The following is a 24,221-nucleotide window of genomic DNA, read 5'->3' on the forward strand; positions in this document are numbered from 1 at the left end:
GACACCGCCCGCGCGCTCGCGCTCCTGGAGGCCCAGGACTTCCTCGCCGCCTCCGCCGACCAGGTCGTGCGCGGCCCGGCGTGGTTGCTCCACGGGCGCATCCTCGAAGCGAGAGGCGAAAGGCAGCGCGCCATCCGGTACTTCCAGCGCGCCTACGACCTCCTGCGCTACGCCGATCCGCCATGGATTGCGGTGCGCGACTCGGCCCAGGCCGGGCGCACGCGACTGGGGGTTCCCCGGTGACCGCCGCGCGCGTTGCGCTTCCGTCCGACCGTACGTTCGTCCGCCCGTCCGCCCGCCAATGACCGACACGCTCGACCTGCTCGCCCGCGCTGACAAGTGGTTCCTGTCGGCGGGGGAGGGACTGGTCTGGGCGCCGCCGTTCCCCGCCTGGCTCGACGCCCCGGGCTTCTGGGACGAGGCCCACCTCTTTGAGTTCCGGCTCGCGCCGCTTCTGACGATCGCCCTGATGGACGAGACCGGGCGCGAGATCGCGCTCCAACCCGGGACGCGTCGCTGGACGCCGGCCGCGCTCGAAACGCCGTATTCGACCAGCGTCGGGATCGAGGCGATGGAAGCGCGCATGGTGCTGCCGGGGTTCGTCCTCGGCAGCGAGTGGCAGCTCGTCAATCGGGGCGTCGTACCCATGCGGATCCACGCGGTGGCCTGGACTACCGCGCCCGGAGACGAGGTGGCGGAGGGCGACGTGGCGTGGACCGGCTTCGAGCTCACCTGGCCGCGGCGGCTCGAGGACGGCAGAGGGCACGTGCTGCCGGCACGGCTCCAGCTCGCGCTGGCGCGAGGCACCGACAGCTGGGGCGCCGTCCGCTCCGAGCCTACGACCGACCACCCTCACTTCCGGTTGACGCCATTCTGGGATCGGTGGGATCCCACCCGCGGCGGGCTCGGCGACAAGGCCGAGCTCGCGGGGATCTCCGCGGGCGGGCTGGTCTACCTGGGGGTTCACCGCGCCATCGAGATCCCGGCTGGGGGCGCGGTGCGGCTCGCCGTGGCGCTGCGCATCGAGCCCCAGCTGGACGACTGCGGCACCCGTGCCGAAGCGAATCCTCCCCGGAAGGCGTCGTCGTTCGCGGCGGCGAGCAAGTCGTCATGGGAGGAGTTCTTCGAAGGGGTGCCCAGGTTCCGCTGCTCGGACCCTTACTTCGAGCGGTACTGGGCGTACCGTTGGTACGGGCTCCGGCTCAACGGAATAGCGCCCGGATGGGGGAACTACGTCGCCCCGACCGTGGCCGAGGGGATCGAGCACTTCCACCAGCCGGTCGCGTACAGCGCGCAGTGCCATCTGCGCGAGCTGCGTTGGGCGCGCGACCCCGAGTGGGCGCGCGGCGTGCTGCGGACGTTTCTCGCGCACCAGAAGCCCGACGGCTCGCTGCACGGCCGGATCTACGCCAATCATCTCGACGGCACCGACTTCTACCACGCCGACTGGGGCGGCGCGCTCCTGGCGCTCGACGCGGTGCACCCGAGCGACGCGTACCTGCGGGAGGTCCTTCCCCCGCTCGAGCGCTACGGCGAGTGGCTGCGGACCACGCGCGACCGCGAGGGATCGGGGCTCGTGGATGTGACGGACCAGTACGAGACCGGCCAGGAGTACATGTCGCGTTACCAGGCCGTCGACCCGGACGCCGACCGCTACGGCTGGGAGAACCGGATCCGCCTCAAGGGCGTGGACGCGAGCGTATATGCGTACAACCTCTTCCGCGCGCTGGCCGAGCTCGCGCCCCGCGGGGGCCTCGACGGGGAGCGATGGCGCAAGTGCGCCGAGCAGACGGGCGCCGCGATCCGCAAGAAGATGTGGGACGGGAAGAGCGGGATGTTCAGCGACGTGAACCCGGCCACCGGCAGGCGTACCGGCGTGCGCGCGGCGGTGTCGTTCTTCCCGTACTTCACCGACCTCGTGACGGGCGACCACGTGTCGGGGTTCGTGCAGAACCTCTTCGACCCGCGCCAGTTCTGGAAGCCGTTCCCGGTGCCGTCGTCGAGCGGCACCGATCCGCTCTACGATGCCGACGCGGCGTGGCGAGGCAAGCGGCACAACTGCCCGTGGAACGGCCGCGTCTGGCCGATGACGAACAGCCACATCGCCGAAGCGATCGCGGCGGTGGCGGCGCGGCACCTGCCCGCGCTCCGCGCGCACCTGGCCGAGTTCCTCACCAAGTACGTGCGGATGATGTTCTGGAACGGCGACACCTCCCGCCCCAACAGCTTCGAGCACTACCATCCCGTCACCGGGCGGCCCTCGGCCTACCGGGGGATCGACGACTACCAGCACTCCTGGGTAAACGACCTCATCGTCCAGTACGTGATCGGGCTGCGACCTTTGGGCGAGGGACGTTTCGTGGTGGACCCGATGCCGCTGGCGCTGGACGGCTTCGAGGCGCACGGCTTGCCGATGCAGGGCGCCGCCGTGGATGTGGTGCGGGAGGGTGACCATGTCGTGGTGAGCGTGAACGGCAGCGAGGCCGCGCGCGGGCGCATGGACGAGCCGATCGAGGTGCGGCTGTGAGCCTGCGCGTGGCGTTCGTGGCACGCGTCGGCCTGATGGAGGAGGACGCCGCCTGGAAGTGGCTGAGTCGCCAGGACGGCATCGCGGCGCGCCGCTTCGAACCGGGCGACCTCGCCGCTGCCGTGGGGGAGGCCGACGTCGTCTGGTTTCACGCCTCGGGGCCGCTGGTGGATCTCGCGCTCGAGCCGCTGCACCCGCTAGTCGCGGCGGGGCACGGCCTCCTCCTCACTCTGCGCGCCGCCGACCTCGTCGGGCCGCTCGGCATCGAGTCCGCGCCGCCCAACGACGTGGGGGAGGCCCGTTGGGACGACGACGCGGATCCCTGGTACCAAGGGACGTTCCGCGCCATGCCCGCGTACCCGCACATCCGCGGCATGGCGACGTACGGCCCGCACCCGCTCGTCGCGGGCCTGCACAACGGGACGTACACCTGGGCGCCCCGCGCGGGAGAGCCGTTCACGTGGGCCTGCTACGCCGGCGGCGTGCGTCCGGCCGAAGGGCGCGTGGTGGGCGTCGAGCGGGCGTACGGCGTCCAGAACGCGGAACGGACGGTGGCCTGGGAATACCCGATGGGCCGCGGTCATGTCGTGTGCGTCGGCGCGTTCGTCCACTTCGCGGCGCCGGACGCGCTGCTGCATCCTCAGCTCGAGCGACTGACGCGCAACGCCCTTGCCGCGACGACCGCGGAAGCGGCCGAGCGAACGTACTGGCCGGCCCCCGGCACTGGGTCGGCGCCGTCCGAAGCGCTGGTGCTCCCGGAGCCGCTCGATCTCGATGGGGCGCTGCCCGATCCGGCGAACGACCCGATCACGCTCGCGAGCGCGGTCGAGACGGACGAGCAATTCGACCTGGCCGGCCGGCGCGCGCTCCTGGTCGGGAAGGACCGCCAGGGAATCCGCGAGGTCTGGGTCCACCCGCACCGGGCGGTGGCGTCGTGGGACGTGGCGGCGGAAGGGGAACCGGCGCTGGGAACGCGGATCACCGTGACGCCCGACGTGGCCGTCCGCACCCTGGAAACCGGCCGCCGCCGGATCGCCGAGACGTCGTTCGTCGCGCTCGAGCACGCGCTGTGCCTCGTCGAATACCGCGCGGCGCGCAAGGGCAGGGAGTCCGTGGCCCGCGCTCCGGCATCGGTGGAGGTGACGCTGCATGCCGACCTGCGCCGCATGTGGCCCTATCCGGCGGGATGCGGCGGCAACCTCCGGTTCCGGCGCGGCGCTCAGGGACTCGTAGCCGTCGTCGAGTCGGAGAGCGACGACGGCGTGGTCGCCGTGTTCACGAACGTGCCGTCGGTCATCACGATGAAGGCACTCCACGTCGAGGGCGTCCCCGTCGTCGAGTGTGCCGTCTCAGCGCCGCTGGGCATCCCGTTCCGCCTCGCCATCGTCGGCGGCGCGACCCGTGACGATCTCGAGCGGACCCTGCGCGCGGTCCGGCGGCTCGGCGTCACCGGGCTGGTCCGCCAGCGGACCCAGCGCGCGGCTACGCTGCGCGAGGCGCGCCTCGCGGTCCGCGGAGAGGACGAAGGTCTCGGGCGCGCGGTCGAGTGGGCGAAGCGCCGCCTGGACGCGTTCGTGGTGGACGCGCCCGGCGTGGGACGCTCGCTGGTCGCCGGGTACGCGCCATCCAGCCCGGGGTGGGGCGGTGGCCGGCCCGGCTGCGCCTGGTTCTTCGGACGTGACGCCTGCTGGTCCGCCTTCGCGCTGCTGGCCGCGGGCGAACACTCGGTGGTACGGCAGGTCATCCGCTTCCTGGGCGACCGCCAGGACGTGACCGGGAAGGTGCTGCACGAGGCGAGCACGTCCGGCCAGTTCCACTACGACGCCGCGGACGCGACGCCGCTCTACCTGTTGCTGGCCGGGCGATACCTGGCGTGGACCGGCGACGTCGAGTTCGTGGCGTCGATATGGCCGCGCGTCGAGCACGCCTTCGCCTTCTGCCTGTCGACGGACACCGACGGGGACGGACTGATCGAGAACTCCCGCGTCGGGCACGGGTGGGTCGAGTCGGGTCCCCTGGCAGGGGCACAGGTCACGCTGTACCTGGCCGCGATCTGGCGGGCGGCGCTCGAGGAGCTCGCCCGCGCCGCTGAGGTGCTCGGCAAAGCACGCTTCGCCGCCGACTGCTGGACGCGGGCCGCGCGGGCGGGCGCCACGATCGAGCAGCAGTTCTACCGCGAGGATCGGGGGATCTACGCGCTCGACAAGCAGCGCGACGCGACGATGCTCTGGACCCAGACGGCGTTGATGAGCGTGCCCATCCTGCTCGGCGCGGCGAACCCGGTCCGCGCCAAGCGCTTCCTCGACCAGCTGGCCGGCGAGCACTACTCCGCCCGATGGGGCGTGCGCCTGCTCCCCTCCAACGACCCGCACTTCAATCCCGCCGGCTACCAGTCAGGCACCGTCTGGCCGCTGTTCACCGGCTGGGCGGCGCACGCGGAGTATCGAGCCGGGCGCGGCGAGTCCGCGTTCCGCCACCTGGCCGCCAACGTGCGGCACGCCTCAGCTCGACAGGGTGGCGCCTTCGACGAGGCGATGCACGGGCTCGAGGAGCGGGCAGCCGGAGTCTGCCCCGACCGAGCCTGCTCCGCCGCGATGGTCATCGCGCCGCTGGTCGAGGGACTGCTCGGCGTCGTACCTGACGCCCCGCACCGACGGCTGGCGATCGCACCGCAACTCCCCGACGTCCTGGACCGGCTCGAAGTCCTAGGCCTCCGCTGCGGCGAGACCGTCTACGACCTGAAGCTGCGGAAGCGGGGGGGCCTGCTCGACGTGGCGGCCCGCCGCACCCACGGTCCACCGCTCTGGCTCACCGTTGCCCCGTGCTGCCCCGGACCGCCGTCCCGCGTGGAGGTGGATGGTGAAGAGGTGACGCCGGAAGTCACGGCGTGGGGGAGCGGGGTGCGGAGTGCCGTGGCGTTCGAAGCAAGCGGGGAGCATGAGGTGAGATTCGTGCTCGAGTAGGTGATGGCGTACCTCCATCACGTCACTCTCCTCCCTCACCTCCATCTCGTCACATCACCGCCTTTCCGCCACCATCCTCCTCACCGTCTCCAACGTCCGATCGACTTCCTCGGGCGAATTGTAGATGTGACAGCACTGCCTGACTCCCCACGGGCTGCCCATCGACCGGCACCGCACCTTGGCCCGCGCCCACAGCTGATCCATCAAGTCCGGCGCCTGGTAGCCGGCGAGGCTCCAGACGGTAGTGGCTGATACCAGCTCCGGATGCTGCGGCGAGTTGATGGTCACCTGCGGGATCTGGCGGAGCTCCGCGCGCAGGCGCTCGGCGAGCCCGAGGACGCGCCGCTCGACGCGCGCCGGACCGATGCGGTTGTGGAAATCGATCGCCGCCTCGTAGCCCTTGAGGACCGAGAGGTTGCCGGTGCCTACCTGCATCAGGCGGTACGCCCCATCGCGATAGTTGTCCCATTGGCCCGAGGCGATCGTCGCCCAAAGGTGGGGGAGGCGCTCGCGGCTCACGTACAGGAACCCGCATCCCTGCGGCGCCAGCAGCCACTTGTGCGGCGACGAGAAGTACGCGTCGCACCCCATCTCGTGCAGGTTGAGCTGGAGGTGCCCGCAGCACTGGGCGCCGTCCACCACCGAGATGATCCCGCGCTCGCGCGCGATACGGCACAGCTCGTTCACGGGGAAGCGGATCGCCAGCGCGGACGTGAGGTGAGGGATCGCCCACACCTTCGTCTGAGGGGTCGTCGCGTTCAGGTACAGTTCGATGAGCTGCTGCGGGTTCTGCGGCGGGACCGGGACCGTCACCTTCTTCACGTAGATGCCGTGCCGTTTCGCCTTGAGCTGCCACGGCGACTCGCAGCCCACGTGCTCCTGGTTGGTGAGGATGACCTCGTCGCCGGCGTGGAGGTCCAGGCCGCCCGCGACGTAGCTGGCGCCGAAGGTCGCGTTCTGGGTGAGCGCGATCTCCTCGGCGGACGCGCCGACCAGCGTCGCGATCTTCTCTCTCAGCTCCAGCTCGGGACGGTACCCCGCGAAATAGTCGGGGTGTTCGGCCCGGTAGTCCCAGTGCGCGATGGTCGCATCCACCTGGGTCATGTGATTCATGACGGTGTCGATCACTACGCGCGGTGAGCTTCCGATCGTCCCCGTGTTGAAAAAGGCTTCGTCGGCGGGGATCAGGAACTCGCGGCGGAGCGTGCGCCAGTAGCCCTCATCGTCCTGGAGGACCTCGGGTGGCCAGCCTCCGCGCCGGGCGCTGGGCGTGGCGTCCGCGTTGCCGCGCCGGGCGGCGAGTACGCTGGCGACGGCGGAACCGAGGAACGAGCGGCGGTCGAGCATGGGGCTGGGCCTCGCGGTGGGGGGCACCGCGAATATATTCCGCGCGGATGCGAATCGCACCTCTGCTCGTACTGGCGCTCGGGCTGACCGGCTGCCGCAAGCTGGTGAGGGTCGAGCGCGCGGATTCCGGACGCCCCCGTGCCGACTCGCTGGCGGCGGTGGAGCGCGACTCGGCCGCGACGACCGAAGTGCGGGCGGCGCTGCGGACCTATTACGCGCGCTTCACGTCGCGTGACTGGCTGATGTTCAGCCAGAGCTTCTGGCGCGGTGCCATCATCACGACCAACTGGACGCCGCCGGGAGAGCCGGCCGAGCGCGTGTACACGCTGACCGTGGATGAGTTCGTGCGGCGGACGCCGGAAGGCCCCGACCAGCTGGCGGTCTTCTCCGAGGACATGGTGGACGCGACGATCGCCAGCTACGGTCCGCTCGCCGAAGCCTGGGTGGTCTACCGCGCGCGGTTCGGCGCGACGCGCGATTCGGTCGAGACCCGCTACGGCGTGGATGCGTTCCACCTCATGAAGCACGACGGCGAATGGCGGATAACGAGCCTCACCTTCACTGGCGAGGTCCCGGGGCGGCCGCTGGTCGTGCAGCGGCCCTGAGCCCGCGCCCGCTCACCATGGTGGTCCACGGCGCCTTTGCGGCCGCCGAGGACTGGTGGCGTCCGCCGGCGCAGGCGTCGCCGCCCACCTTCGCACTGCAACTCGAGGAGCCGCTCGCCCGCCGCGGGCTCGCAGGGACGGTCTGGCAGCCCGCGCTGGAGGCCGGCCTCTCGGTGGACCACTTCGCCTGGTCCGGTGACAACACCCACGCGGCGCGGCGGGATGGGTCCGCCAAACTCGCCGAGTCGCTGACGGAGCTGGCCCGCCGCTCCGGAGCCACCGCTCTGGCGCCGCTGGTGGTGAACGCGGTGGGACACTCGCATGGCGGCAACGTCGTCCTGGAAACGGTGCGGCGGCTGCGGGGCGCGCCGAACATCCGTTTCCGGCAGGTCGTGCTCCTCGGCACGCCGCTCATCGAATGCCGGCCGGCACTCCGGCCCTTCCGCTTCGCGCTCGCCTTCGCGTTCCTCGCCGCGGAGCTCGGTCTCACCACCGTCATCCTCGCGCGGCTGTTCCTGCCCGGGTTCCCGCGGCTCGTCTGCCCGCTGCTCGGCACCTGCGCGGTGGAGCACGTCGGCGCCGTCGTCGACTGGCCGTGGCTGGTCGCCGCACTCGTCGCCATCCTCTTCGGAGCCCGCTGGATCTTCGCGTTGGTGGCGGTGCTCGGCGACGCGCTATGGTGGCTGGCCGCCTGGCCGGTCCTGGCGCTGCGGGGCCGGGGAGCGGGACAGGCATACGGCCCTGGGCCGGAGGAGCTTGGCACGGCGCTGGCCGGCCGGAAGGTGCTGCTGGTGACGAGCCACCAGGACGAGGCCGACCTCTTGTTCCACGCGTCGGCGGCTCCGCAGCGGGTCTATGAGGAATGGGTCGCCGAGTCCTTCGGTCCGTGGGGACGCGCTGTCGAGTGGCTGGTAGTGCGGCAGGTGGTCGTTGGGGTGCTGCTTCGGCTGGTCGAGACGGTGATGGAGCGGGTCGCGTTCGGCTTCCCGTGGCTGCGAGTGCTCTTCCTCGACCACGAGATGGCGGAACTCGAAACCAGCCGCGCGTACCCGCAAGGTCTGATCGAGCGCGCCGACTTCACGGACGAGATGATGGAAGCGCACCGCATCAACGCGGCCCGCAGGGGCCTGCCGGCCCATCCGGCTGAGGCGGCCGGGCTCAAGGGGAAGGCGCGTCGCGTGGCGTCGTTGCGCCACAGTCTCGGTCTCGGCCTCAAAGAGACCTTCCTGCAGATCAACCCGAAGCACAGCGACTACTACCGCACTCCTTCCATCATCGAGCGCGTGGCGGACGCCATCGCCGCCCCGTCCGCTACGGCTGCCTGAGCCGCGCCTCGATCTTCGCCATCAGTTCCGCCGGCGCCCTCACGCGGCGGAGCTTTAGGCGGATCTCCTCCAGCAACCGAGCCTCAACGCCGAATTCGCCCGCGCAAACGACGCACCTCTCCAGGTGCTGCGCGACCTCGGCGAGCTCCGCCGGGGTCAGCTCGCGGTCCAAGTAGTCGTCCAGCCGCGCGAAGGTCTGCTCGCAGTTGAGCCGGTTGACGTTCATCCGGCTCCTCCTTCCGCCGCCGAGGCCGCCGCCACCAGGCCGTGGTCCTCCGCGAGCCGCCAGAGCCGCTTCTGGAGCAGCGCCCGTCCGCGGTGCAGCCGCGAGCGGACCGTGCCGATGGGCACGTCGATCACGTCGGCGATCTCCTGGTACGCGAAGTCCTGGAGGAAATAGAGCGAGCACGCGACGCGGTACTCCTCCGGAACGACATGATCGCTTCCTCCATCTGTTCGACCTCCAGCTTGCCGAGTACCGCGCCGGCCAGGTCGCCGCCCCGAAGCCCCCCGCCGCCCGGCTCCTCGCCCGACACGACCTCGTGCGCTCGGCGCTGGATGTAGGCGCTGGGCACCTCGTCGAGTGACACCAAGTCCGGCTCGTGCTTGCGTCTGCGGTACCCGGTGAAGAACGCGTTGGTGAGGATACGGAAGAACCACGCGCGGAAGTTCGTGCCCGGCCGAAAGCCCTTGAACCCGCGGAAGGCGAGCAGCGCCGCCTCCTGCACCAGGTCCTCCGCGTCGGCGCGGTCCCGGGTCAGGTGGAGCGCCACGCCGTACCCCCGGTCCAGGAGCGGCGCGAGGAGTGACTCGAACTGGGCGGTGGACGCCACGGGAGCATCATCAGCCCCCCGCCGGAAAAGCGCAAGAAAATCAGTCTGAAGCGGCGAAGTCAGGTGCCGGCGAGCACGCGCCGGGTGACGCGCGTGATGCGCAGCGTGGCGAGCACCGTCGCCCCGATGCCGAGGCCAAGGACCGCGTAGTACGGCCACCCGTGCGCCAGCCGCACGCCGCCCGCTACCGCCGCCACGTCGCCGGCGATGGCGCCCGAGGAGACGAGGAGGAACGTGCCGGGGATCATGCCGAGCATCGCCACCAGGTACCCGCCCAACGAGACCCGGGAGAGGCCGAGCGCGTAGTTGAGAAGGTTGTAGGGGAAGATGGGCGAGAGGCGGAGCAGGATGACGAGCTTCCAGCCCTGGCGCGAGAGAGCGTCGTCCAACGCCGAGAAAGTCGCGTGCCGCTCCAGGTACCGCTCGACCGCGCCGCGCGCCGCGTGCCGCGCCACCAGGAACGAGGCGGTGGCGCCGAGCGTAGCCGCCACCCACGCGACCAGGACCCCTTTCGCGGCGCCGAACACCGCGCCCGCGGCGAGCATCATCAACGACGCGGGCGCCAGCGCCACGCAGGCGGCGGTGTACGTCGCCACGAACACCGCGGCGCCCCAGGGACCGAACCCGTTCACCCACTCGGCGAAGCCGGGCAGGTAGCGGCCGAGATACCGGCCGGCGACGACCAGCGCCAGGAACGCGACGATCAACAGCGCACTGCGCTTCTTCACCTGTCCCGCCTCTCCGGAGATCCGTTGCGTCGCGTCGCACGATGGGAAGAACGATGCCCTGGGCCGCGCGGTTCCCTTCGAAGTGCGCGTCCCGCCCCCGGGAATCTCGCCACGGCGTTCGATGGCCGCACCCCCGCCGTCGACGACCTCACGGATCCTGTCGCTGCCGGCGACCACGCCCTCATGGTATGCTTTGTGGTCAACAGTCGTGCTTGGCGACATCCAGCGCACCGGACTCAAATGACCCGACTCTCCGTCATCGCCTGCCTCCTCCCTTCCGCGCTCGCCGCGCAGCAGCGCGGCTTCACCGTCGGCGTGACCGGCTTCACTGGCGGCAACTGGCAGCCCTCCGGCGTCGAGGTCGGCAGGCTGCGAGCGGTAGGAGCGGGTCCCGGGCAGTCGGTCGCGCTCATGCTGCGGCTGGGCAGCTTCGTGCAGGACCAGGCGGTGCTCATCGGTGGGACGACCGGGTTCTTCGTATCGGTGGTGGGCGCCTATCGGCGGCCGCTCCTCACCATCGCGGCGATGGGCTCCGAGCGTGACCTGTCGTACGCCCGTCTGGCCGGCGTCCTGGAGTTGGGTGTCGCCAAGGATTTCAATTCGCCGCTCCCGCAAGGGAATGTCCGCGGGACCGGCGCGGCGCTGGTGGGCTTCTCCTTCGGCGGATCGGGCCGGATCGACGAGAACTTCGCGATCCTCGGCGGGCCGGCCTGGTTCGTCGGCGACGCGTCGAGCATGCACGCGCAGTTCACCATGCGCTTCCAGTCGCCGCTGGGGCGCGGTCGGCGTCGCGGGCCGCCTTAAGGCCCCTGATCGGCGGACCCGCCGGCCGCCGCCGGTTCTTGCTGTTGCCTCCACGGGGCTCTAGTTTCGAATTCGATGGCCCATCCCAATCCCGATCGGTCTCCCGACGCGTCGGTCCCGACCCATCCGGGCCTCAGGCTCCTCGCGGAAGTGACGTCCGTCGTCGCGGCCGGCGTGGTCTCCGAGGCGGCCCTGGCCTCGATCGTCGGGGTGCTGCGGCGCGGTCTAGGCGCGCTGCTGTGCCGGGTCTGGGTGCGCTCCGAGGATGGTTCGTCGTTCCGCGCGGTCACCGGCGCGGGTGACCAGCCGGGCGAGGAGGAGTCGAAGCAGATCTCGGCCACCATCGGCTCCGGCGCCGCGGCGCCGAACGACTCCTGGGATGCCATCGACCTCAGGATGCCGCTCGCGCACCAGGGCGAGCGGCTCGGCCTGATCGAGGTGCGGGTACCGCGCGACGGCCGCGAGGGCATGGCGCGCGACGTCCTCAGCGTCGTCGCGAACGTGCTGGGGCCGCTGCTCGCGTCCAAGGAGCTGTCACAGGACCTCGCCTTCGAAGTGGCGCGACGCGCCCGCGAGATCGAAGAGCAGCGCCGCTTCACCGCCAAGGTGATCGACTCGCTCCCCGTGGGCCTCTACGTGATCGACCGCGACTACCGCATTCAGGCGTGGAACCGCAAGCGTGAGACCGGCACCCAAGGCGTTCCGCGCGACGTGGCCATCGGCCGACCCATCTTCGAAGTGCTGCACCGCCAGCCGCGCGACATGCTGCGCCGGGAGTTCGACGAGGTGTTCACCTCCGGCCGGGTCCAGGTCTACGAGTCCGCCGGCGGCGAGGGACGGCACTACCGCATCACCAAGATCCCGATGCGCCTCAACGACGACGACATCACGCACCTCATCACCATCGGCGAGGACGTGACGGAGTGGAAGGAGGTCCAGGGGCAGATCGCGCAGTCGGAGAAGCTGGCCGCCGTGGGCCAGCTCGCCGCGGGCGTCATGCACGAGATCAACAACCCGCTCGCCACCATCGGCGCGTGCGTGGAGGCGGTCGCCGCGCGCGCGGAGGACGGGCCGCCCGAGGTCGCGGCCGGCATCGACGAGTACCTCAAGATCATGGACAGCGAGGTCCAGCGCTGCAAGCGCATCGTCTCCGAGCTGCTGGACCTGTCGCGCCCCAAGGCCGGCGTGAAGATCAAGCAGGAGGTGAACCGGATCGTCGAGGATACGATGCTCCTGCTCAAGCACCACGACCGGTTCAAGCGGCTCGAGCTGAAGCGCGAGCTGGCGGCGAACCTGCCGCCGGTCAACGCCAGCGCCGACCAGCTGATCCAGGTCTTCATGGCGCTGATGATCAACGCCGCCGACGCCATGGAGACGCGGGGTACGCTCACCGTGAGGACCGAGCGCAACCCGGAGCGCGCCGACGAAGTGGTGGTCTCGTTCTCGGACACCGGTGCGGGCATCCCGCGCGGCGACCTCCAGAAGATCTTCGAGCCTTTCTACACCACCAAGCCGCTGGGCCGCGGCACCGGCCTCGGCCTCTCCATCTGCTACGGCATCGTCGCCGACCACCGCGGGCGAATCGAGGTTGATTCGACCATCGGGCGCGGCTCGACCTTCAAGGTGTTCCTCCCCGTCGGGTGAAGATCCTCGTAATCGAGGACGACCGCACGGTAGGCCAGTACGTCGCGCGCGGCCTCGAAGAGAACCTCTACACGGTCGAGTTGGTGGCCGACGGGAAGACCGGGCTCGACACGGCGGCCGCCGGCCAATGGGACCTCATCGTCCTGGACCTGCGCCTGCCGGGGATGGCGGGACTCGACGTGCTCCGGACGCTGCGGGACCGCGGGATAGCCACGCCGATCCTCGTCCTCACCGCGCAGGACTCCGTCGAGTTCAAGGTGGACGCGCTGCGCAACGGCGCCGACGACTACGTCACCAAGCCGTTCGCGATGGAGGAGCTGCTGGCCCGCGTCGAGGCGATCAGCCGCAGGCCCAAGAGCCTCTCGCCCCCGGTGCTCCAGATCGCCGACCTCCGGATCGACACCGGGAGCCGCCAGGTCACCCGCGCCGGCGCGGAGATCGAGCTCACGCCCAAGGAGTACTCCGTCCTCCTCTACCTGGCTCGCCACGCGGGGCGGGTGATGAGCCGCACCCTCATCACCGAGTACGTCTGGGACTACCACTTCGACCCCGGAACCAACATCGTGGACGTGGTCATCAATCGCCTTCGGAAGAAGATCGACCAGGGCCGGGAACCGAAGCTCATCCACACCATGCGCGGCGTGGGGTACGTGGTGAAGGCCTGAGGTGCGGAGCATCCGGGCTACCCTGACCCTCTGGTACACGGTCGCCCTCGCGGCGACCGTGCTCACCTTCGGCGTCACCATCACCATCCTCGAGCGCCGCTCCAACTTCGACGAGCTCGACCGTCGCCTCACCGCCGTAGCGGACGTGGAAGGCGGCATCCTGGCGGCCGAGCAGCGGGCCGGCGGCGCGCTGATCGAGGAGTCCAGCGACCCGTACGTCGCGCAGCTGCGCCTCGACGCCCAGGAGCGGCTGGACCCCATCCCGGGCTGGGTCATCGTGGTGGACTCGGCCGCGCGCGGGGTCTACGGCTCCGCCGAAGTGCGCCGCTTCACGCCCGCGGCCTCGGACGTCCTGCGGCGGCGCGTGTTCCGGGTGGTCGATCGACACGAGACGTTCACAGTGGACCTCGACCGCACCCGCTTCAGGTTCGTGGCACGGCGCGTAACGGAGGCGGGGCCGGCCATAGTCGCGGTCGCCGTGGGTGAGCCGACCCGCGACCTCGACATCGCGCCGCGGCGGCTCCTCACCTCCATGCTCCTCGTAGCACCGCTGATCCTCGTCTTCGCCGCCGGTATCGGCTACCTCCTCTCGGTGCGCGCACTCAGGCCGGTGGCCCGCATCATCGACGAGCTCGAGGCGATCACCGACGGCCGCAGCCTCCACCGGCGGCTCCCCGCGCCGCTATCCCAGGTGGACGAGCTGGGGCGACTGGCCTCTTCGCTCAACTCCCTCCTCGGTCGCCTCGAGGCGAGCTTCGGGGCGATGCGCCGGTTCGTCGCCGATGCGAGCCACGAGCTGAAGACCCCGCTCACCGTGATGCGGGCCGGCGTCGAGCGTGCCCTGACCGATCCGGCCACCGCGCCCGAAGCCATGGTCCAGCTCGAGGAAACGCTCCAGGAAGTGCGCCGGATGACGGAGCTCGTGGACGCCCTCCTGACGCTGGCCCGCGTGGACGAGGGGCGGATGGAGTTGCACCGGGAGACCGTGGACCTGGGGGACCTGCTCGGGGAGGTCCACGAGACCGCCCAGCTGCTGGGCGAGGCAGCCGGCGTCGCCGCGATCCTGGAGGTCCCGCCCGAGCCTGTCACCGTGGACGCCGACCGCGACCGCATCAGGCAGCTGGCGATGAACCTCGCCATCAACGCGGTCAAGTACACGCCCGCCGGGGGCCAGGTCTGGCTCACCTTGACGGCGGCGCCGAAGTCGGCGAGCATATCCGTTCGCGACACCGGGATCGGGATAGCCCCGGGGGACGTCGGCCGGGTGTTCGATCGATTCTGGCGGGCCGATCCGGCGCGTTCGCGCACCGGCGAGCGACCCGGCATCGGCTTGGGACTTTCCATCTCCAAGTGGATCGCGGAGGCGCACGGCGGCTCGATCGCCGTGACCAGCAGGCCGGGAAGGGGCAGCACCTTCACGGTCACCCTGCCGCTGGCTTCCGGGAGCATCGCGGCTGTCACGGAATCGTAATCTGGCGCTCATCCCGAAGTTAGAGGCGCCGTGTATCTTCTTGGTGTCAGCGAGATCCGGTTGATGTCAGCTTGATCCGGAGGCGAAGGTGTTCGAGCACCTGATCGAGTCGAATCCGAAGCGATCAGCCAGGGCCGGGTTGGGCAACGGTTTCCTGTCTTTGGTCGTGCACGGCGGTCTCATCTACGGCGGCATCATCGCGACGGCGCACGCCGGCGCGGCCATCGAGGAGCGCATCCACCAGATCGCGGTCACGATGCAGGCGCCCGAACAACCCAAGAACGAGCCGCCGCCGCCCGAGCAGGTGGCCACGGTGAATCCGCCGCCCAAGGGCTTCCAGACGCTGTCGATCCCCGTGAACATCCCGGTGGATATCCCGCCTCCCACCCAGAGCAACTTCAACGCGGCCGACTTCTCGGGCGTGGGCGTAGAGGGCGGCATCCACCGCGGCGTCGAGGGCGGCACGGGCCCGGTCATAAGCGACCAGCCGTATCTCGAGGCGGTCGTCGAGGAGCGTCCGGACCGTGTGTCATCGCCGCCGGTGCGTTACCCGGAGATCCTGCGCCAGGCGGGCATCGAGGGGCGGGTTCTCGTGGAGGTCGTGATCGACACGCTGGGCCGCGCGGAGCGAGGCAGCATCCGTATCCTGTCTTCGACGCACCAGCTGTTCGACGCCCCGGCGCGCGAGGCGGTGGCCAACAGCGTTTACCGGCCGGGCCGGATCTCGGGGCGCGCCGTGCGCGTCCGGGTCCAGGTCCCGCTCAACTTCAGCATCACCCGTTAGGTACCGGTCGTTCACCCCGCCGCGCCGGGACGCGCGGCGAGCCATCACCCTCGGAGGGTAGCGTAATGTCGCTCTCGTTGCTGGACATGTGGAATCAGATGAGCTGGTTCCCCCGCGGAATCGTTTTCGTCATGGTCTTCATGTCCGTATGGTCGTTCCAGCTCGCGGTGGGCAAGTGGTGGGCGACCCGGAAGGCGCAGAAGGAGACGGCCAAGTTCGCGCCGGAGTTCTCCCGCTTCCTCCAGGAAGAGCAGATGGAGGGCGCGATCAGCCTGGCTGAGAAGTACAAGAAGAGCCACGTCGCGCGCACCCTGGCCGGCGCGCTCGACGAGATCAAGCCGCTCCTTCGGGACGGGCACCAGATCACGGCGGCCGACATCAACTCGGCCGAGCGGGCGATCGAGCGCAACACCATCATCCTGATCGCCGAGCTGAAGGGGGGCCTCGGAGTGCTGGCGACCATCGGCTCGACGGCGCCGTTCGTCGGCCTCCTGGGCACCACGCTGGGCATCGTGAATGCGTTCGTCGGCATGGCCTCGGGCGGCGGCTCGGGCGGCCTGGCGGCGGTCTCCGGCGGTATCGCCGAGGCGCTGATCACGACCGCCTTCGGCCTCATGGTCGCGATCCCGGCGGTGTGGCTCTACAACTACTTCCAGACCAAGATCGACTTCCTCACCGTGGAGATGGTGTACGCGGGCAAGGAGCTCGTGGACTACCTGATCAAGAGCGTCGGATCCGAGTTCGGGCGCTCCACGTTCACCAAGGACTTCCCGGCCCAGGTCGCCTCCGGCAGTGGCCATATCAACCAGTAGCAAGAGCAACGTCAACGCGGACATCAACGTCACGCCGATGGCGGACGTGATGTTGGTGCTGCTGATCATCTTCATGATCACGGCGCCGCTGATCGCGTCGGGGTTCTTGGCGCAGATGCCCGAAGGCATCAACCTCATCAAGGCCGAGGAAGACCCCGATGACGTCACGCTCGGCATGGACCGGGACGGGAACTACTTCCTCAATACCGCGCCCGTGAACAAGGCCGATGTGCAGGCGCGCCTGACCGCGCTGTACTCCGCCCGCACCAAGGACAAGATCCTCTACCTCAAGGCCGACGTGAACCTGACCATGGACAAGATCCAGGAGGCCATCTCGATGGCGCGGGCCGCCGGAGTCCGGGTGGTGGCGGCCGTGGCCGATCAGAGGCTGGGTACCGCGCCCACGGTTTCCGTAGAGCGTGAAGGGAGGAACTGACCCATGCAGATGGCCACCGGCGGCGGCGGCAACATGCAGTCGGACATCAACATCACGCCGCTCATCGACGTGCTGCTGGTCCTGCTCGTGATCTTCATGATCACCCAGCCGATGCTGCGGAAGGTGCTGGACATCCAGGTTCCGGTGGAGGAGCCCGCCACCTCCCAGCCGGTCAACACGAACACCATCGTCCTCGAGATCAGGGACGACGGCACGTACGCGATCAACACCCAGCCCGTCACTCACGACCAGCTGCTAGCCAAGTTTCACGAGATCTACGACGTGCGCAGCGAGAAGCTGCTGTTCCTGAAGGTGGGCCAGCAGCGGAAGTACCGGGACGTGATCGAGGCGATCGACATCGCCCGGGCCGCCGGGGTGAAGGTGTTCGGCCTCGCGCCCCCGGAAACCGCCGCGCCGGCAGGTTGAGGCCGGCCCGCCCGGAACAACCCTCGGCGGTCGGGCGTAGACACTAGCATGACCACCGAGCGCGCGGCGTCGCGGCAGATCCCGCTCGCCAACCCGATCGGCCGGCAGCTCCAGGGCCGCGGCACCGTTCGCGAATGGATCGTGTCGGCCGCTTTGCACGCGGCCATCGTGGCCGCCATCATCCTTGCGGGCACCACCTTCGAGGAAGTGCTGGGATCTCCCGGCGCCGGCAGCGGGCGGGGCGGCGGCGGAGGTGGTGGTGGCAACCGGGCGTTCGCCGTCTTCGCGCTTCCGGCTTCCGCGTCGGCGACCATTCCGCCGCCTCCTCCACTCGTCGTGCCGGACCAGCTCTCCCTCCAGGTGCCGGTCGTGAAGCCGCCCGACCCCGAGATCCGCCCGCCTACCGCGGCGGAACTCGCGGCCCAGGCCGTCACCGGCGCGGGGCCGGGCGAAGGGCCGGGGCAGGGCACCGGCACGGGGCCCGGCGCCGGCAGCGGCACCGGCGGCGGCATCGGCTCCGGGGTTGGCCCCGGCGTCGGGGCCGATTCCGGTGGCGCCGGCCGGATCTTCCCGCCGCAGCTACAAGGGATGATCCTCCCCCCGCAGCCGGTCCCCGGCGGACTCAAGGGCACCCGGGTGACCGCGCGCTTCGAGATCTCCGAGCGCGGCGAGGTCCTCAGCGTGGAGTTGGACCCGCCGATCCGCGACCGATCGTACCGCAACGAGCTCCTGGAACGGCTGCGGCACTACAATTTCACCCCCGCCTTCACCCTGGACGGCCGGCCCGTGCGGGCGGTCTACCCGATCCTGATCACGTTGTGATTCAGTTGGACGGTCGGTAGACTTCCCCGGCGGTTTCCGGGCCTACATTCCTTAACCTGCGTCCACCCGAGGCACATCTGAGTCTGTTCCGGCGCAAGTCGGTCGACCTCCTGGTTGAGGAGGCGACACATCGGAGCGGCCTCAAGCGCTCTCTGGGCAAGCTGGAGCTCACCCTGCTCGGCATCGGCGCCATCGTTGGCGCCGGTATTTTCTCGAGTGTGGGCACCGCCATCGCGGGCTCCGCCGACCGGCCCGGCGCGGGCCCGGCGCTGGTGATCTCCCTGCTCATCGTCACCCTCGTCTCGACCCTCGCCGCGATGGCGTACGCCGAGTTCGCCTCGATGATCCCGGCCGCGGGCAGCGCGTACACCTATGCGTACGCGACGCTGGGCGAGTTGATCGCGTGGATGATCGGCTGGGACCTGATCATCGAGTACGCCATCGGCAACGTGGCCGTGGCGATCAGCTGGGCCGGATACTTCGACACGCTGCTGCGTGGGTTCGGGGTACACTTGCCCGCCTGGCTGGTGACCGACTGGCGAACCGCGCATCAGGCGGCGGCGGAAGTGGCCGCGGCGGTCGATCCGGCGACGGTAAGCGCGGTGCGACGGTTCGCCGCCGAGGCGGTCCAGACGGCGCCGCACCTGTTCGGCCTGGCGCTGATCTTCAACCTCCCGGCCTTCGGCATCGTCGCCCTTCTGACCGTCCTGCTCGTCATCGGCATCAAGGAAAGCGCCAGCGCGAACAACGTGATGGTGTTCATCAAGATGGGTGTAGTCCTCGTGTTCCTCGCGGTCGGCGTGAGGTTCGTGAAGCCGGAGCACTGGGTGCCGTTCGCGCCTAACGGGTTTGAGGGCATCGCCGTCGGGGCCGCCATCATCTTCTTCGCGTACATCGGCTTCGACGCCGTGTCCACCGCCGCCGAGGAGACCAAGAACCCGCAAGAGGACATTCCCTTCGGCATCATGGCCTCGCTGGTCGTCTGTACGTTCCTGTACATCGCCATCGTCCTGGTGCTGACCGGAGTCATGCCGTGGAATCAGCTCGGCGTGCCCGACCCGCTGGCCGTCGCGCTCCAGGCCATCCACGCCGACTGGTTCGCCGGCGTCGTCGCCTTCGGCGCGGTCATCTCGATGACGTCCGTGCTGCTGGTCTTCCAGCTCGGCCAGCCTCGCATCTTCTTCTCGATGGCGCGCGACGGACTCCTGCCGCCCTGGGCCGCCAAGGTACACCCGCGCTTCAAGACGCCGCACGTGGCTACGATCATCACCGGGGTCCTGGTGGCCGTGCCGTCGCTGTTCTTCAACATCGACGAGATGGTGAGCCTGACCAACATCGGGACCTTCTTCGCCTTCCTTCTCGTGTCGGCCGGCATCATCGTGCTCCGCCGACGCGATCCCGGCCGGGAGCGGCCGTTCCGCATGCCGTTCGTGCCCGGGCTGCCGCTCCTGTGCATCGGCATCTGCGGCTACCTGATGCTCAAGTTGCCGGCGCAGACCTGGATCCTGTTCAGCGTCTGGCTGCTAATCGGCCTCGTCATCTACTTCGGTTACGGGCAGCGCCACAGCCGGCTCAACGTGCCCGCGGCCGCAGCACCGGCCGCCGCTGAGTGAAACTCCATACCAAGATCCTCCTCGGCCTCGTCCTGGGGGCCGCCGCGGGAATAGCGGCCAGCCTGGCCACCCACGGCGATGTGGCCCGCGCCGCGCAGCTCATCCAGGCCGACGTCTCGAGCGACTCGCTGCGCGCCGCCGTTCCCGGGGCGGCGATCCTCGTCGAGCAGGCCAACCAGTACGTCATGAACCCCGTGGGCCAGATCTTCCTGCGGATGCTGTTCATGACGGTGATCCCGCTCGTCTTCACCTCGCTGGCGCTCGGGGTCGCGGGCCTGGGCGACGTGCGGAAGGTCGGCAGGGTGGGGTCGAAGACGGTCTTCTACTTCCTGGCCACGACCGCTCTCGCGGCCACCGTCGGGCTCATCCTCGTCAACATCATCCGGCCGGGGGAAGGGCTCAGCGAGGCCGTCCGCATCGGCCTGATGGATACCTACCGCACCGAAGCCTCGCAGCGCATGGAGCAGGCGCAGGCCGCGGACTTCGGCATCCAGACGTTCGTCGCGATCGTGCCGCGCAACCCGGTGAAGGCCGCGGCCGACCTCGACATGCTCGGCATAATCTTCTTCTCGCTCGTGTTCGGCGCGGCGCTCACACTGCTGCCCAAGGAGAAGTCCGAGCCCGTCATCAGGTTCCTCGACGGGGTCGGAGGGGCGGTCGTAAAGATCATCGGCATGGCGATGAAGATCGCGCCGTACGGCGTCTTCGGGCTCATCTTCGTGGTGACCAGCCGTTTCGGCTTCGCCCTGCTCAAACCGCTGGGCTTGTTCGTCCTCACCGTGCTGGGCGGCCTCCTCTTCCATACCGTGGTCAACCTGTCGCTGATAGTGCGCGTCTTCGCGGGTCTCGCTCCGCTCACATTCTTCAATCGCTCCCGATCGGCGCTCATCACCGCGTTTTCCACCTCGTCATCGAACGCCACGCTGCCGACGACGCTGGCGGTGGCCGAGCAGGACTTGAAGGTCTCGCCGACGGTGGCGGGCTTTGTGGTGCCCTTGGGCGCGACGATGAACATGAACGGCACCGCGTTGTTCGAGGGCGTGGTGGTGCTGTTCCTCGCGCAGGTGATCGGGCTGCACCTCTCGATCGCCACCCAGGTGGTCGTGATCATCCTCGCGGTGCTTACCGCGGTGGGCGCGGCCGGCGTCCCCGGCGGCTCCATCCCGCTGCTCGTCATCGTCCTTCAGACCGTGGGCATCCCCGGCGAGTACATCGCCATCGTTATCGGCGTTGATCGGTTGCTGGACATGTGCCGCACTACCGTCAACGTCGTGGGAGACCTCGCCGCCACGTGCGTCATCGCGCGTTGGGAGGGAGGGTGGGACCCGAAGTCGGTGACGGCCGGCAGCGGCGCGGAGTCGGCTGCGGCGTAGACCACGCCGAATCCGCGGCGTGCTTCAGCACGCGCCCGTGCCGAGCGCGTCCTTCAGGACGCGGACGCTTCAGCTCGGTCGTTACAGCGCCCGCGCCAGCTGAACGGCGCCGAGCACCGGGTCCACGGGATCGGCCAGGATGTCGGCGTCCATAACCTCGGCGACGATTCGCGCCACGACGCGTTTGCGGTAGTCATCGCTTCGCACCAACAGGCTCCCGCCGAGCGCCACTCGGATGTCGCGCCCGCGCGGAAACCGGTCGGCGAGCGCCTTGACGTGACGGGCCAGGTCATCCGCGGCGGCGTCCACGAGCGCGCTGGCCACGGCGTCGCCGTCCCGGGCCGCGTCGAGCACGGCGGGCGCTAGCGCGGCGATCGCCGGCACGCCGGCGGCTGACGCCCACGCCACGAGCTCGGCGAGCGTCGGGGCGTGGGCGCGCTGCATGATCAGGTCGGTCAGCTGGGTTCGCCTGCCGCGGCCCTCGATTGCGAGCCCGACCGCCCGCAGTCCGCGCCTGCCGAGGTCGTATCCGGAGCCCTGATCGCCGAGGGCCGGGCCGAGCCCGCCGACGCGCGAGTGTGCGCCGTCCGGGTGGCACGCCCACGCGATCGAGCCGGTCCCCGCGATGAGCACGACGCCAGGTCCGTCGCTGAAGGCGGCTTCGAGCGCGATCGCGGCGTCGGTCAGGACCACGACGCGCGGGGCGAGGCCGGACTCCTCCAGCGCGGCCTGGAGCGCCAACCGCTCCTCTTCGCGCCCGACTCCCGCGGCGCCCACCACCAGAATATCGCCCTTGACCTGACGCTCGGCTTTTTCGAGCGCGTCGCGGCAGGTCTGCAGGATCGCGCTCGCGGCGGCGGCGGCGCCGCCTCGGCGCATGGCTCCGGGCCCGCCGTCGGCGCGCACGAAGATCGCGCCGGCGCCGTCGGCGACGGCCGCGGTAGTGTGGGAACCGCCCGCGTCCACGCCCAACAGGATCCTCACGTGCGGCTCGCGTCGTCCGGAAGCATCGACGCCGCCATGCCGATCGACACCGTCAGCGCCGTCCCCGCCGGCACATACCACGGCCACGCGAGCTTGCTCAGAGTCACCATCATCGGCGGGGCGCCGAGCAGCGCGGTGAGCTGCGCTGAGAAGACCACCACGCTCATGAGGAGCGCGCCGAGCACGATCGCGACGATAGCGTCACGCTCCCGCACCCGCGGCACTCGCGCCAGGATGAACGCGCCGAGTAGCGCGCCGTAGGTGAGCGACGCGATCGAGAGCGCGACGACCACCACCGGGGCGTCGCGCCGGGGGAAGAGCAGCGCGCCTCCCACCAGAACGACGGCCCAGGCGGCGGTGAAGAGCCGGCCCATGCGCAGGAGGTGCTGGTCGTCGCCCTGCCGCCGGGCCAGCGGCGCGTAGAAGTCGTGCGTCGTCGCGGACGCGAGGGAGTTGACCGAGCTGGCCACGGTGCTCATCGCGGCGGCGAGGATCCCCGCCACCGCGAGCCCCGCGATGCCGCCCGAGAGGTGCCGGGTGATGAAGTTCGGGAACACCTCGTCGCCCGCCATGCGCTCGCCGTCGGGGAACGCAGCCCAGAGCGCGGCGCCCACCAGCAGGAAGAGCGCGAACTGCGCGATCACCACGACGCCGCTCGCCACCAGAGCCAGGCGCGCGTCCCTCAGCGAGCGGGTGGCGAGCAGCCGTTGGACGATGAGGTGGTCGGTGCCGTGGGATGCCGCCGACAGCAGCGCGCCGCCCACGACGGCGGTGAGGAATGAGAATGGGGCGCTGAAAGAGACGTGCATGTCGAGTACGCGGAGCTTGCCGACAGCGTCCGCGGCACGGAGCGCATCGGGCGCCATCGCGAGGGCGGCGTAGAGCGCTGCCGCGCCCGCGAGCATGTAGACGACCCACTGCACGACGTCCACCCAGACCACGGCCCGGAGGCCGCCGGTGTAGGTGTAGAGCAGCGTCGCCGCGCCGAGAGCGATGATGGAGGCGGGATACGACCAGCCGGTGATGACGGCGAGGGGGATGGCGGTGGCGAAGACGCGCACGCTGTCGCCGAGGGCGCGGGTCAGCATGAAGACGGCGGACGTGGTCCGGCGCGCTCCGTCACCCCAGCGGGTGCCGAGCACCTGGTAAGCGGTCTGGATCTCTCCGGCGAAGTAGCCCGGCAGCAGCAGCCACGCCACGAAGATCCGGCCGATCAGGTAGCCGAAGGCGATCTGGAGGAACGTGAGGTCGCCCTTGAAGGCGATTCCGGGGACCGAGATGACCGTGAGCGCGCTGGTCTCGGTTGCGACGATGGAGAGGAGGATCGCCCACCACGGCAGGCCGTGCTTGCCGAGGAAGTAGTCGGACGCGCCCTGCTGCCTCCGGCCGAGCCACATGCCGAGGGCGACGACGCCCAGCATGTAGGCCGCGGCTACGATCCAGTCGCGTTGTCCCATGGCCCGCCAAAGAAAAGGGCCCGGAGTGGTTTTCTCCAGGCCCGTGCCGTCCACCGGCGCCGCGGCCTACACCGTGAAGCTGGTCCCGCACCCGCAGCCGCCCGTCGCGTTCGGGTTGCTGAACGCGAAGCCGCTGTTCTGCATGGTCGTGACGTAGTCCACTTCCACGCCGTTCAGGTACTGCGCGCTGAAGCCGTCAACGAAGACGCGCACGCCGCCCAGGTCGAGGACCACGTCGTCGTCCAGCGCTGCGTCGTCGATGCTCATCTCGTACTTGAACCCGGAGCAGCCGCCCGGCAACACGCCCACCCGGAGGCCGCCGGTCTCCGCCGGAACATCCTCGGCCGCGATGAACTCTCTCACCTTCGCCAGCGCCGCCGGCGTGAGGTGAAGGGTGATGGCCTGCTCGTTGGTCGTCGCCATGTGCTCCTCCGCGAACGTCACGGCTGAAACCTAGGCACGGCGTCGAGCCGGGTCAACGTCGCGGCCGAATCAGGTGGGCCGGCGCGGTTCCTTTGGCAGTTGCGCCCACACGTCGTTCAAGACGATCTCCAGCTCCGGTGCGTCGGGCGTCACGCGCCACCGCAGCACGTCCGTCACCG

Annotated in this window: 24 protein-coding genes; 16 read left to right on the top strand and 8 right to left on the bottom strand. The window is 70.0% G+C overall.

Annotation, left to right across the window (positions count from 1 at the left end):
- The 3 genes from Q8Q85_00860 to Q8Q85_00870 all read left to right on the top strand — a co-directional run.
- A partial coding sequence (locus Q8Q85_00860) for a hypothetical protein (GenBank protein MDP3772796.1) occupies positions 1-243 on the top strand: 243 nt, incomplete at its 5' end.
- 58 nt (positions 244-301) lie between these two features.
- On the top strand, positions 302-2,527 hold the full coding sequence (locus Q8Q85_00865) for a hypothetical protein (GenBank protein ID MDP3772797.1): 2,226 nt from the start codon (positions 302-304) through the stop codon (positions 2,525-2,527).
- Positions 2,524-5,490, top strand: coding sequence for a GH116 family glycosyl hydrolase (locus Q8Q85_00870; GenBank protein ID MDP3772798.1), 2,967 nt, complete (start codon positions 2,524-2,526; stop codon positions 5,488-5,490). The genes Q8Q85_00865 and Q8Q85_00870 overlap by 4 nt, the downstream gene beginning before the upstream one ends.
- Positions 5,491-5,544: 54 nt before the next feature.
- Here the strand turns inward: Q8Q85_00870 and Q8Q85_00875 are convergent, their stop codons facing one another.
- Complete coding sequence (locus Q8Q85_00875; GenBank protein MDP3772799.1) at positions 5,545-6,837, bottom strand: aminotransferase class V-fold PLP-dependent enzyme; 1,293 nt, start codon at positions 6,835-6,837, stop codon at positions 5,545-5,547.
- Positions 6,838-6,884: 47 nt separating this feature from the next.
- On the opposite strand from Q8Q85_00875, the gene Q8Q85_00880 reads away from it, so the two are divergent.
- Positions 6,885-7,442 carry a hypothetical protein gene (locus tag Q8Q85_00880; GenBank protein ID MDP3772800.1) on the top strand — a complete coding sequence of 186 codons (558 nt, stop codon included), beginning with the start codon at positions 6,885-6,887 and terminating at the stop codon, positions 7,440-7,442.
- Positions 7,443-7,459: 17 nt separating this feature from the next.
- Positions 7,460-8,767 (top strand): hypothetical protein, encoded by a 1,308-nt coding sequence (locus tag Q8Q85_00885; GenBank protein MDP3772801.1) that lies wholly within the window; start codon positions 7,460-7,462, stop codon positions 8,765-8,767.
- Here the strand turns inward: Q8Q85_00885 and Q8Q85_00890 are convergent.
- Genes Q8Q85_00890 through Q8Q85_00905 form a run of 4 tightly spaced genes read right to left on the bottom strand, consistent with a single transcriptional unit; the run spans position 8,754 to position 10,328 of the window.
- Positions 8,754-8,993 carry a zf-HC2 domain-containing protein gene (locus Q8Q85_00890; GenBank protein MDP3772802.1) on the bottom strand — a complete coding sequence of 80 codons (240 nt, stop codon included), beginning with the start codon at positions 8,991-8,993 and terminating at the stop codon, positions 8,754-8,756. The genes Q8Q85_00885 and Q8Q85_00890 overlap by 14 nt on opposite strands.
- Positions 8,990-9,127, bottom strand: a complete 138-nt coding sequence (locus Q8Q85_00895; protein ID MDP3772803.1) for a hypothetical protein — start codon at positions 9,125-9,127, stop codon at positions 8,990-8,992. Before Q8Q85_00895 ends, Q8Q85_00890 begins: the two co-directional genes overlap by 4 nt.
- Positions 9,124-9,600 (bottom strand): sigma factor, encoded by a 477-nt coding sequence (locus tag Q8Q85_00900; protein MDP3772804.1) that lies wholly within the window; start codon positions 9,598-9,600, stop codon positions 9,124-9,126. Before Q8Q85_00900 ends, Q8Q85_00895 begins: the two co-directional genes overlap by 4 nt.
- A gap of 59 nt (positions 9,601-9,659) precedes the next feature.
- Entirely contained in the window at positions 9,660-10,328 is a 669-nt protein-coding gene (locus Q8Q85_00905) for a TVP38/TMEM64 family protein (GenBank protein MDP3772805.1), read from the bottom strand.
- Positions 10,329-10,568: 240 nt separating this feature from the next.
- Between Q8Q85_00905 and Q8Q85_00910 the strand changes: the two genes are divergently transcribed.
- From Q8Q85_00910 to Q8Q85_00960, 11 genes are all read left to right on the top strand, one after another.
- Complete coding sequence (locus Q8Q85_00910; protein MDP3772806.1) at positions 10,569-11,132, top strand: hypothetical protein; 564 nt, start codon at positions 10,569-10,571, stop codon at positions 11,130-11,132.
- 75 nt (positions 11,133-11,207) lie between these two features.
- Positions 11,208-12,776, top strand: coding sequence for an ATP-binding protein (locus Q8Q85_00915; protein ID MDP3772807.1), 1,569 nt, complete (start codon positions 11,208-11,210; stop codon positions 12,774-12,776).
- Positions 12,773-13,441: a response regulator transcription factor gene (locus tag Q8Q85_00920; protein MDP3772808.1), complete on the top strand. Its 669-nt coding sequence runs from the start codon at positions 12,773-12,775 to the stop codon at positions 13,439-13,441. The genes Q8Q85_00915 and Q8Q85_00920 overlap by 4 nt, the downstream gene beginning before the upstream one ends.
- A 1-nt stretch (position 13,442) precedes the next feature.
- Positions 13,443-14,912 (top strand): HAMP domain-containing sensor histidine kinase, encoded by a 1,470-nt coding sequence (locus Q8Q85_00925; GenBank protein MDP3772809.1) that lies wholly within the window; start codon positions 13,443-13,445, stop codon positions 14,910-14,912.
- A gap of 88 nt (positions 14,913-15,000) precedes the next feature.
- Positions 15,001-15,696 (top strand): TonB family protein, encoded by a 696-nt coding sequence (locus Q8Q85_00930; GenBank protein ID MDP3772810.1) that lies wholly within the window; start codon positions 15,001-15,003, stop codon positions 15,694-15,696.
- 98 nt (positions 15,697-15,794) lie between these two features.
- The gene (locus Q8Q85_00935; GenBank protein MDP3772811.1) at positions 15,795-16,508 is read left to right on the top strand and encodes a MotA/TolQ/ExbB proton channel family protein; all 714 of its coding nucleotides are present in this window, start codon (positions 15,795-15,797) and stop codon (positions 16,506-16,508) included.
- Positions 16,489-16,944, top strand: coding sequence for a biopolymer transporter ExbD (locus Q8Q85_00940; GenBank protein ID MDP3772812.1), 456 nt, complete (start codon positions 16,489-16,491; stop codon positions 16,942-16,944). The genes Q8Q85_00935 and Q8Q85_00940 overlap by 20 nt, the downstream gene beginning before the upstream one ends.
- 3 nt (positions 16,945-16,947) lie before the next feature.
- Entirely contained in the window at positions 16,948-17,370 is a 423-nt protein-coding gene (locus tag Q8Q85_00945) for a biopolymer transporter ExbD (protein MDP3772813.1), read from the top strand.
- A gap of 48 nt (positions 17,371-17,418) precedes the next feature.
- Positions 17,419-18,192, top strand: a complete 774-nt coding sequence (locus Q8Q85_00950; GenBank protein MDP3772814.1) for a hypothetical protein — start codon at positions 17,419-17,421, stop codon at positions 18,190-18,192.
- 110 nt (positions 18,193-18,302) lie between these two features.
- Positions 18,303-19,805, top strand: coding sequence for an amino acid permease (locus tag Q8Q85_00955; GenBank protein ID MDP3772815.1), 1,503 nt, complete (start codon positions 18,303-18,305; stop codon positions 19,803-19,805).
- Positions 19,802-21,178 (top strand): dicarboxylate/amino acid:cation symporter, encoded by a 1,377-nt coding sequence (locus tag Q8Q85_00960; protein MDP3772816.1) that lies wholly within the window; start codon positions 19,802-19,804, stop codon positions 21,176-21,178. The genes Q8Q85_00955 and Q8Q85_00960 overlap by 4 nt, the downstream gene beginning before the upstream one ends.
- A gap of 81 nt (positions 21,179-21,259) precedes the next feature.
- On the opposite strand, the gene Q8Q85_00965 is transcribed toward Q8Q85_00960, so the two are convergent.
- The 3 genes from Q8Q85_00965 to Q8Q85_00975 form a co-directional block, all read right to left on the bottom strand.
- Positions 21,260-22,162, bottom strand: a complete 903-nt coding sequence (locus Q8Q85_00965) for a BadF/BadG/BcrA/BcrD ATPase family protein (protein MDP3772817.1) — start codon at positions 22,160-22,162, stop codon at positions 21,260-21,262.
- Positions 22,159-23,619 (bottom strand): sodium:solute symporter, encoded by a 1,461-nt coding sequence (locus tag Q8Q85_00970; GenBank protein ID MDP3772818.1) that lies wholly within the window; start codon positions 23,617-23,619, stop codon positions 22,159-22,161. Before Q8Q85_00970 ends, Q8Q85_00965 begins: the two co-directional genes overlap by 4 nt.
- 66 nt (positions 23,620-23,685) lie before the next feature.
- The gene (locus Q8Q85_00975) at positions 23,686-24,063 is read right to left on the bottom strand and encodes an iron-sulfur cluster assembly accessory protein (GenBank protein MDP3772819.1); all 378 of its coding nucleotides are present in this window, start codon (positions 24,061-24,063) and stop codon (positions 23,686-23,688) included.
- Positions 24,064-24,221 lie beyond the last annotated feature (158 nt).

It is taken from the genome of Gemmatimonadales bacterium, from assembly GCA_030697825.1.
Classification (GTDB): Bacteria; Gemmatimonadota; Gemmatimonadetes; order Gemmatimonadales; family JACORV01; genus JACORV01.

Bases quoted from the DNA above. Each gene is read 5' to 3' on its own strand.
- Q8Q85_00865 (MDP3772797.1), top strand. From the start codon at position 302: ATGACCGACACGCTCGACCTGCTCGCCCGCGCTGACAAGTGGTTCCTG.
- Q8Q85_00875 (MDP3772799.1), bottom strand. From the start codon at position 6,837: ATGCTCGACCGCCGCTCGTTCCTCGGTTCCGCCGTCGCCAGCGTACTC.
- Q8Q85_00880 (MDP3772800.1), top strand. From the start codon at position 6,885: ATGCGAATCGCACCTCTGCTCGTACTGGCGCTCGGGCTGACCGGCTGC.
- Q8Q85_00885 (MDP3772801.1), top strand. From the start codon at position 7,460: ATGGTGGTCCACGGCGCCTTTGCGGCCGCCGAGGACTGGTGGCGTCCG.
- Q8Q85_00890 (MDP3772802.1), bottom strand. From the start codon at position 8,993: ATGAACGTCAACCGGCTCAACTGCGAGCAGACCTTCGCGCGGCTGGAC.
- Q8Q85_00910 (MDP3772806.1), top strand. From the start codon at position 10,569: ATGACCCGACTCTCCGTCATCGCCTGCCTCCTCCCTTCCGCGCTCGCC.
- Q8Q85_00915 (MDP3772807.1), top strand. From the start codon at position 11,208: ATGGCCCATCCCAATCCCGATCGGTCTCCCGACGCGTCGGTCCCGACC.
- Q8Q85_00935 (MDP3772811.1), top strand. From the start codon at position 15,795: ATGAGCTGGTTCCCCCGCGGAATCGTTTTCGTCATGGTCTTCATGTCC.
- Q8Q85_00945 (MDP3772813.1), top strand. From the start codon at position 16,948: ATGCAGATGGCCACCGGCGGCGGCGGCAACATGCAGTCGGACATCAAC.
- Q8Q85_00950 (MDP3772814.1), top strand. From the start codon at position 17,419: ATGACCACCGAGCGCGCGGCGTCGCGGCAGATCCCGCTCGCCAACCCG.
- Q8Q85_00970 (MDP3772818.1), bottom strand. From the start codon at position 23,619: ATGGGACAACGCGACTGGATCGTAGCCGCGGCCTACATGCTGGGCGTC.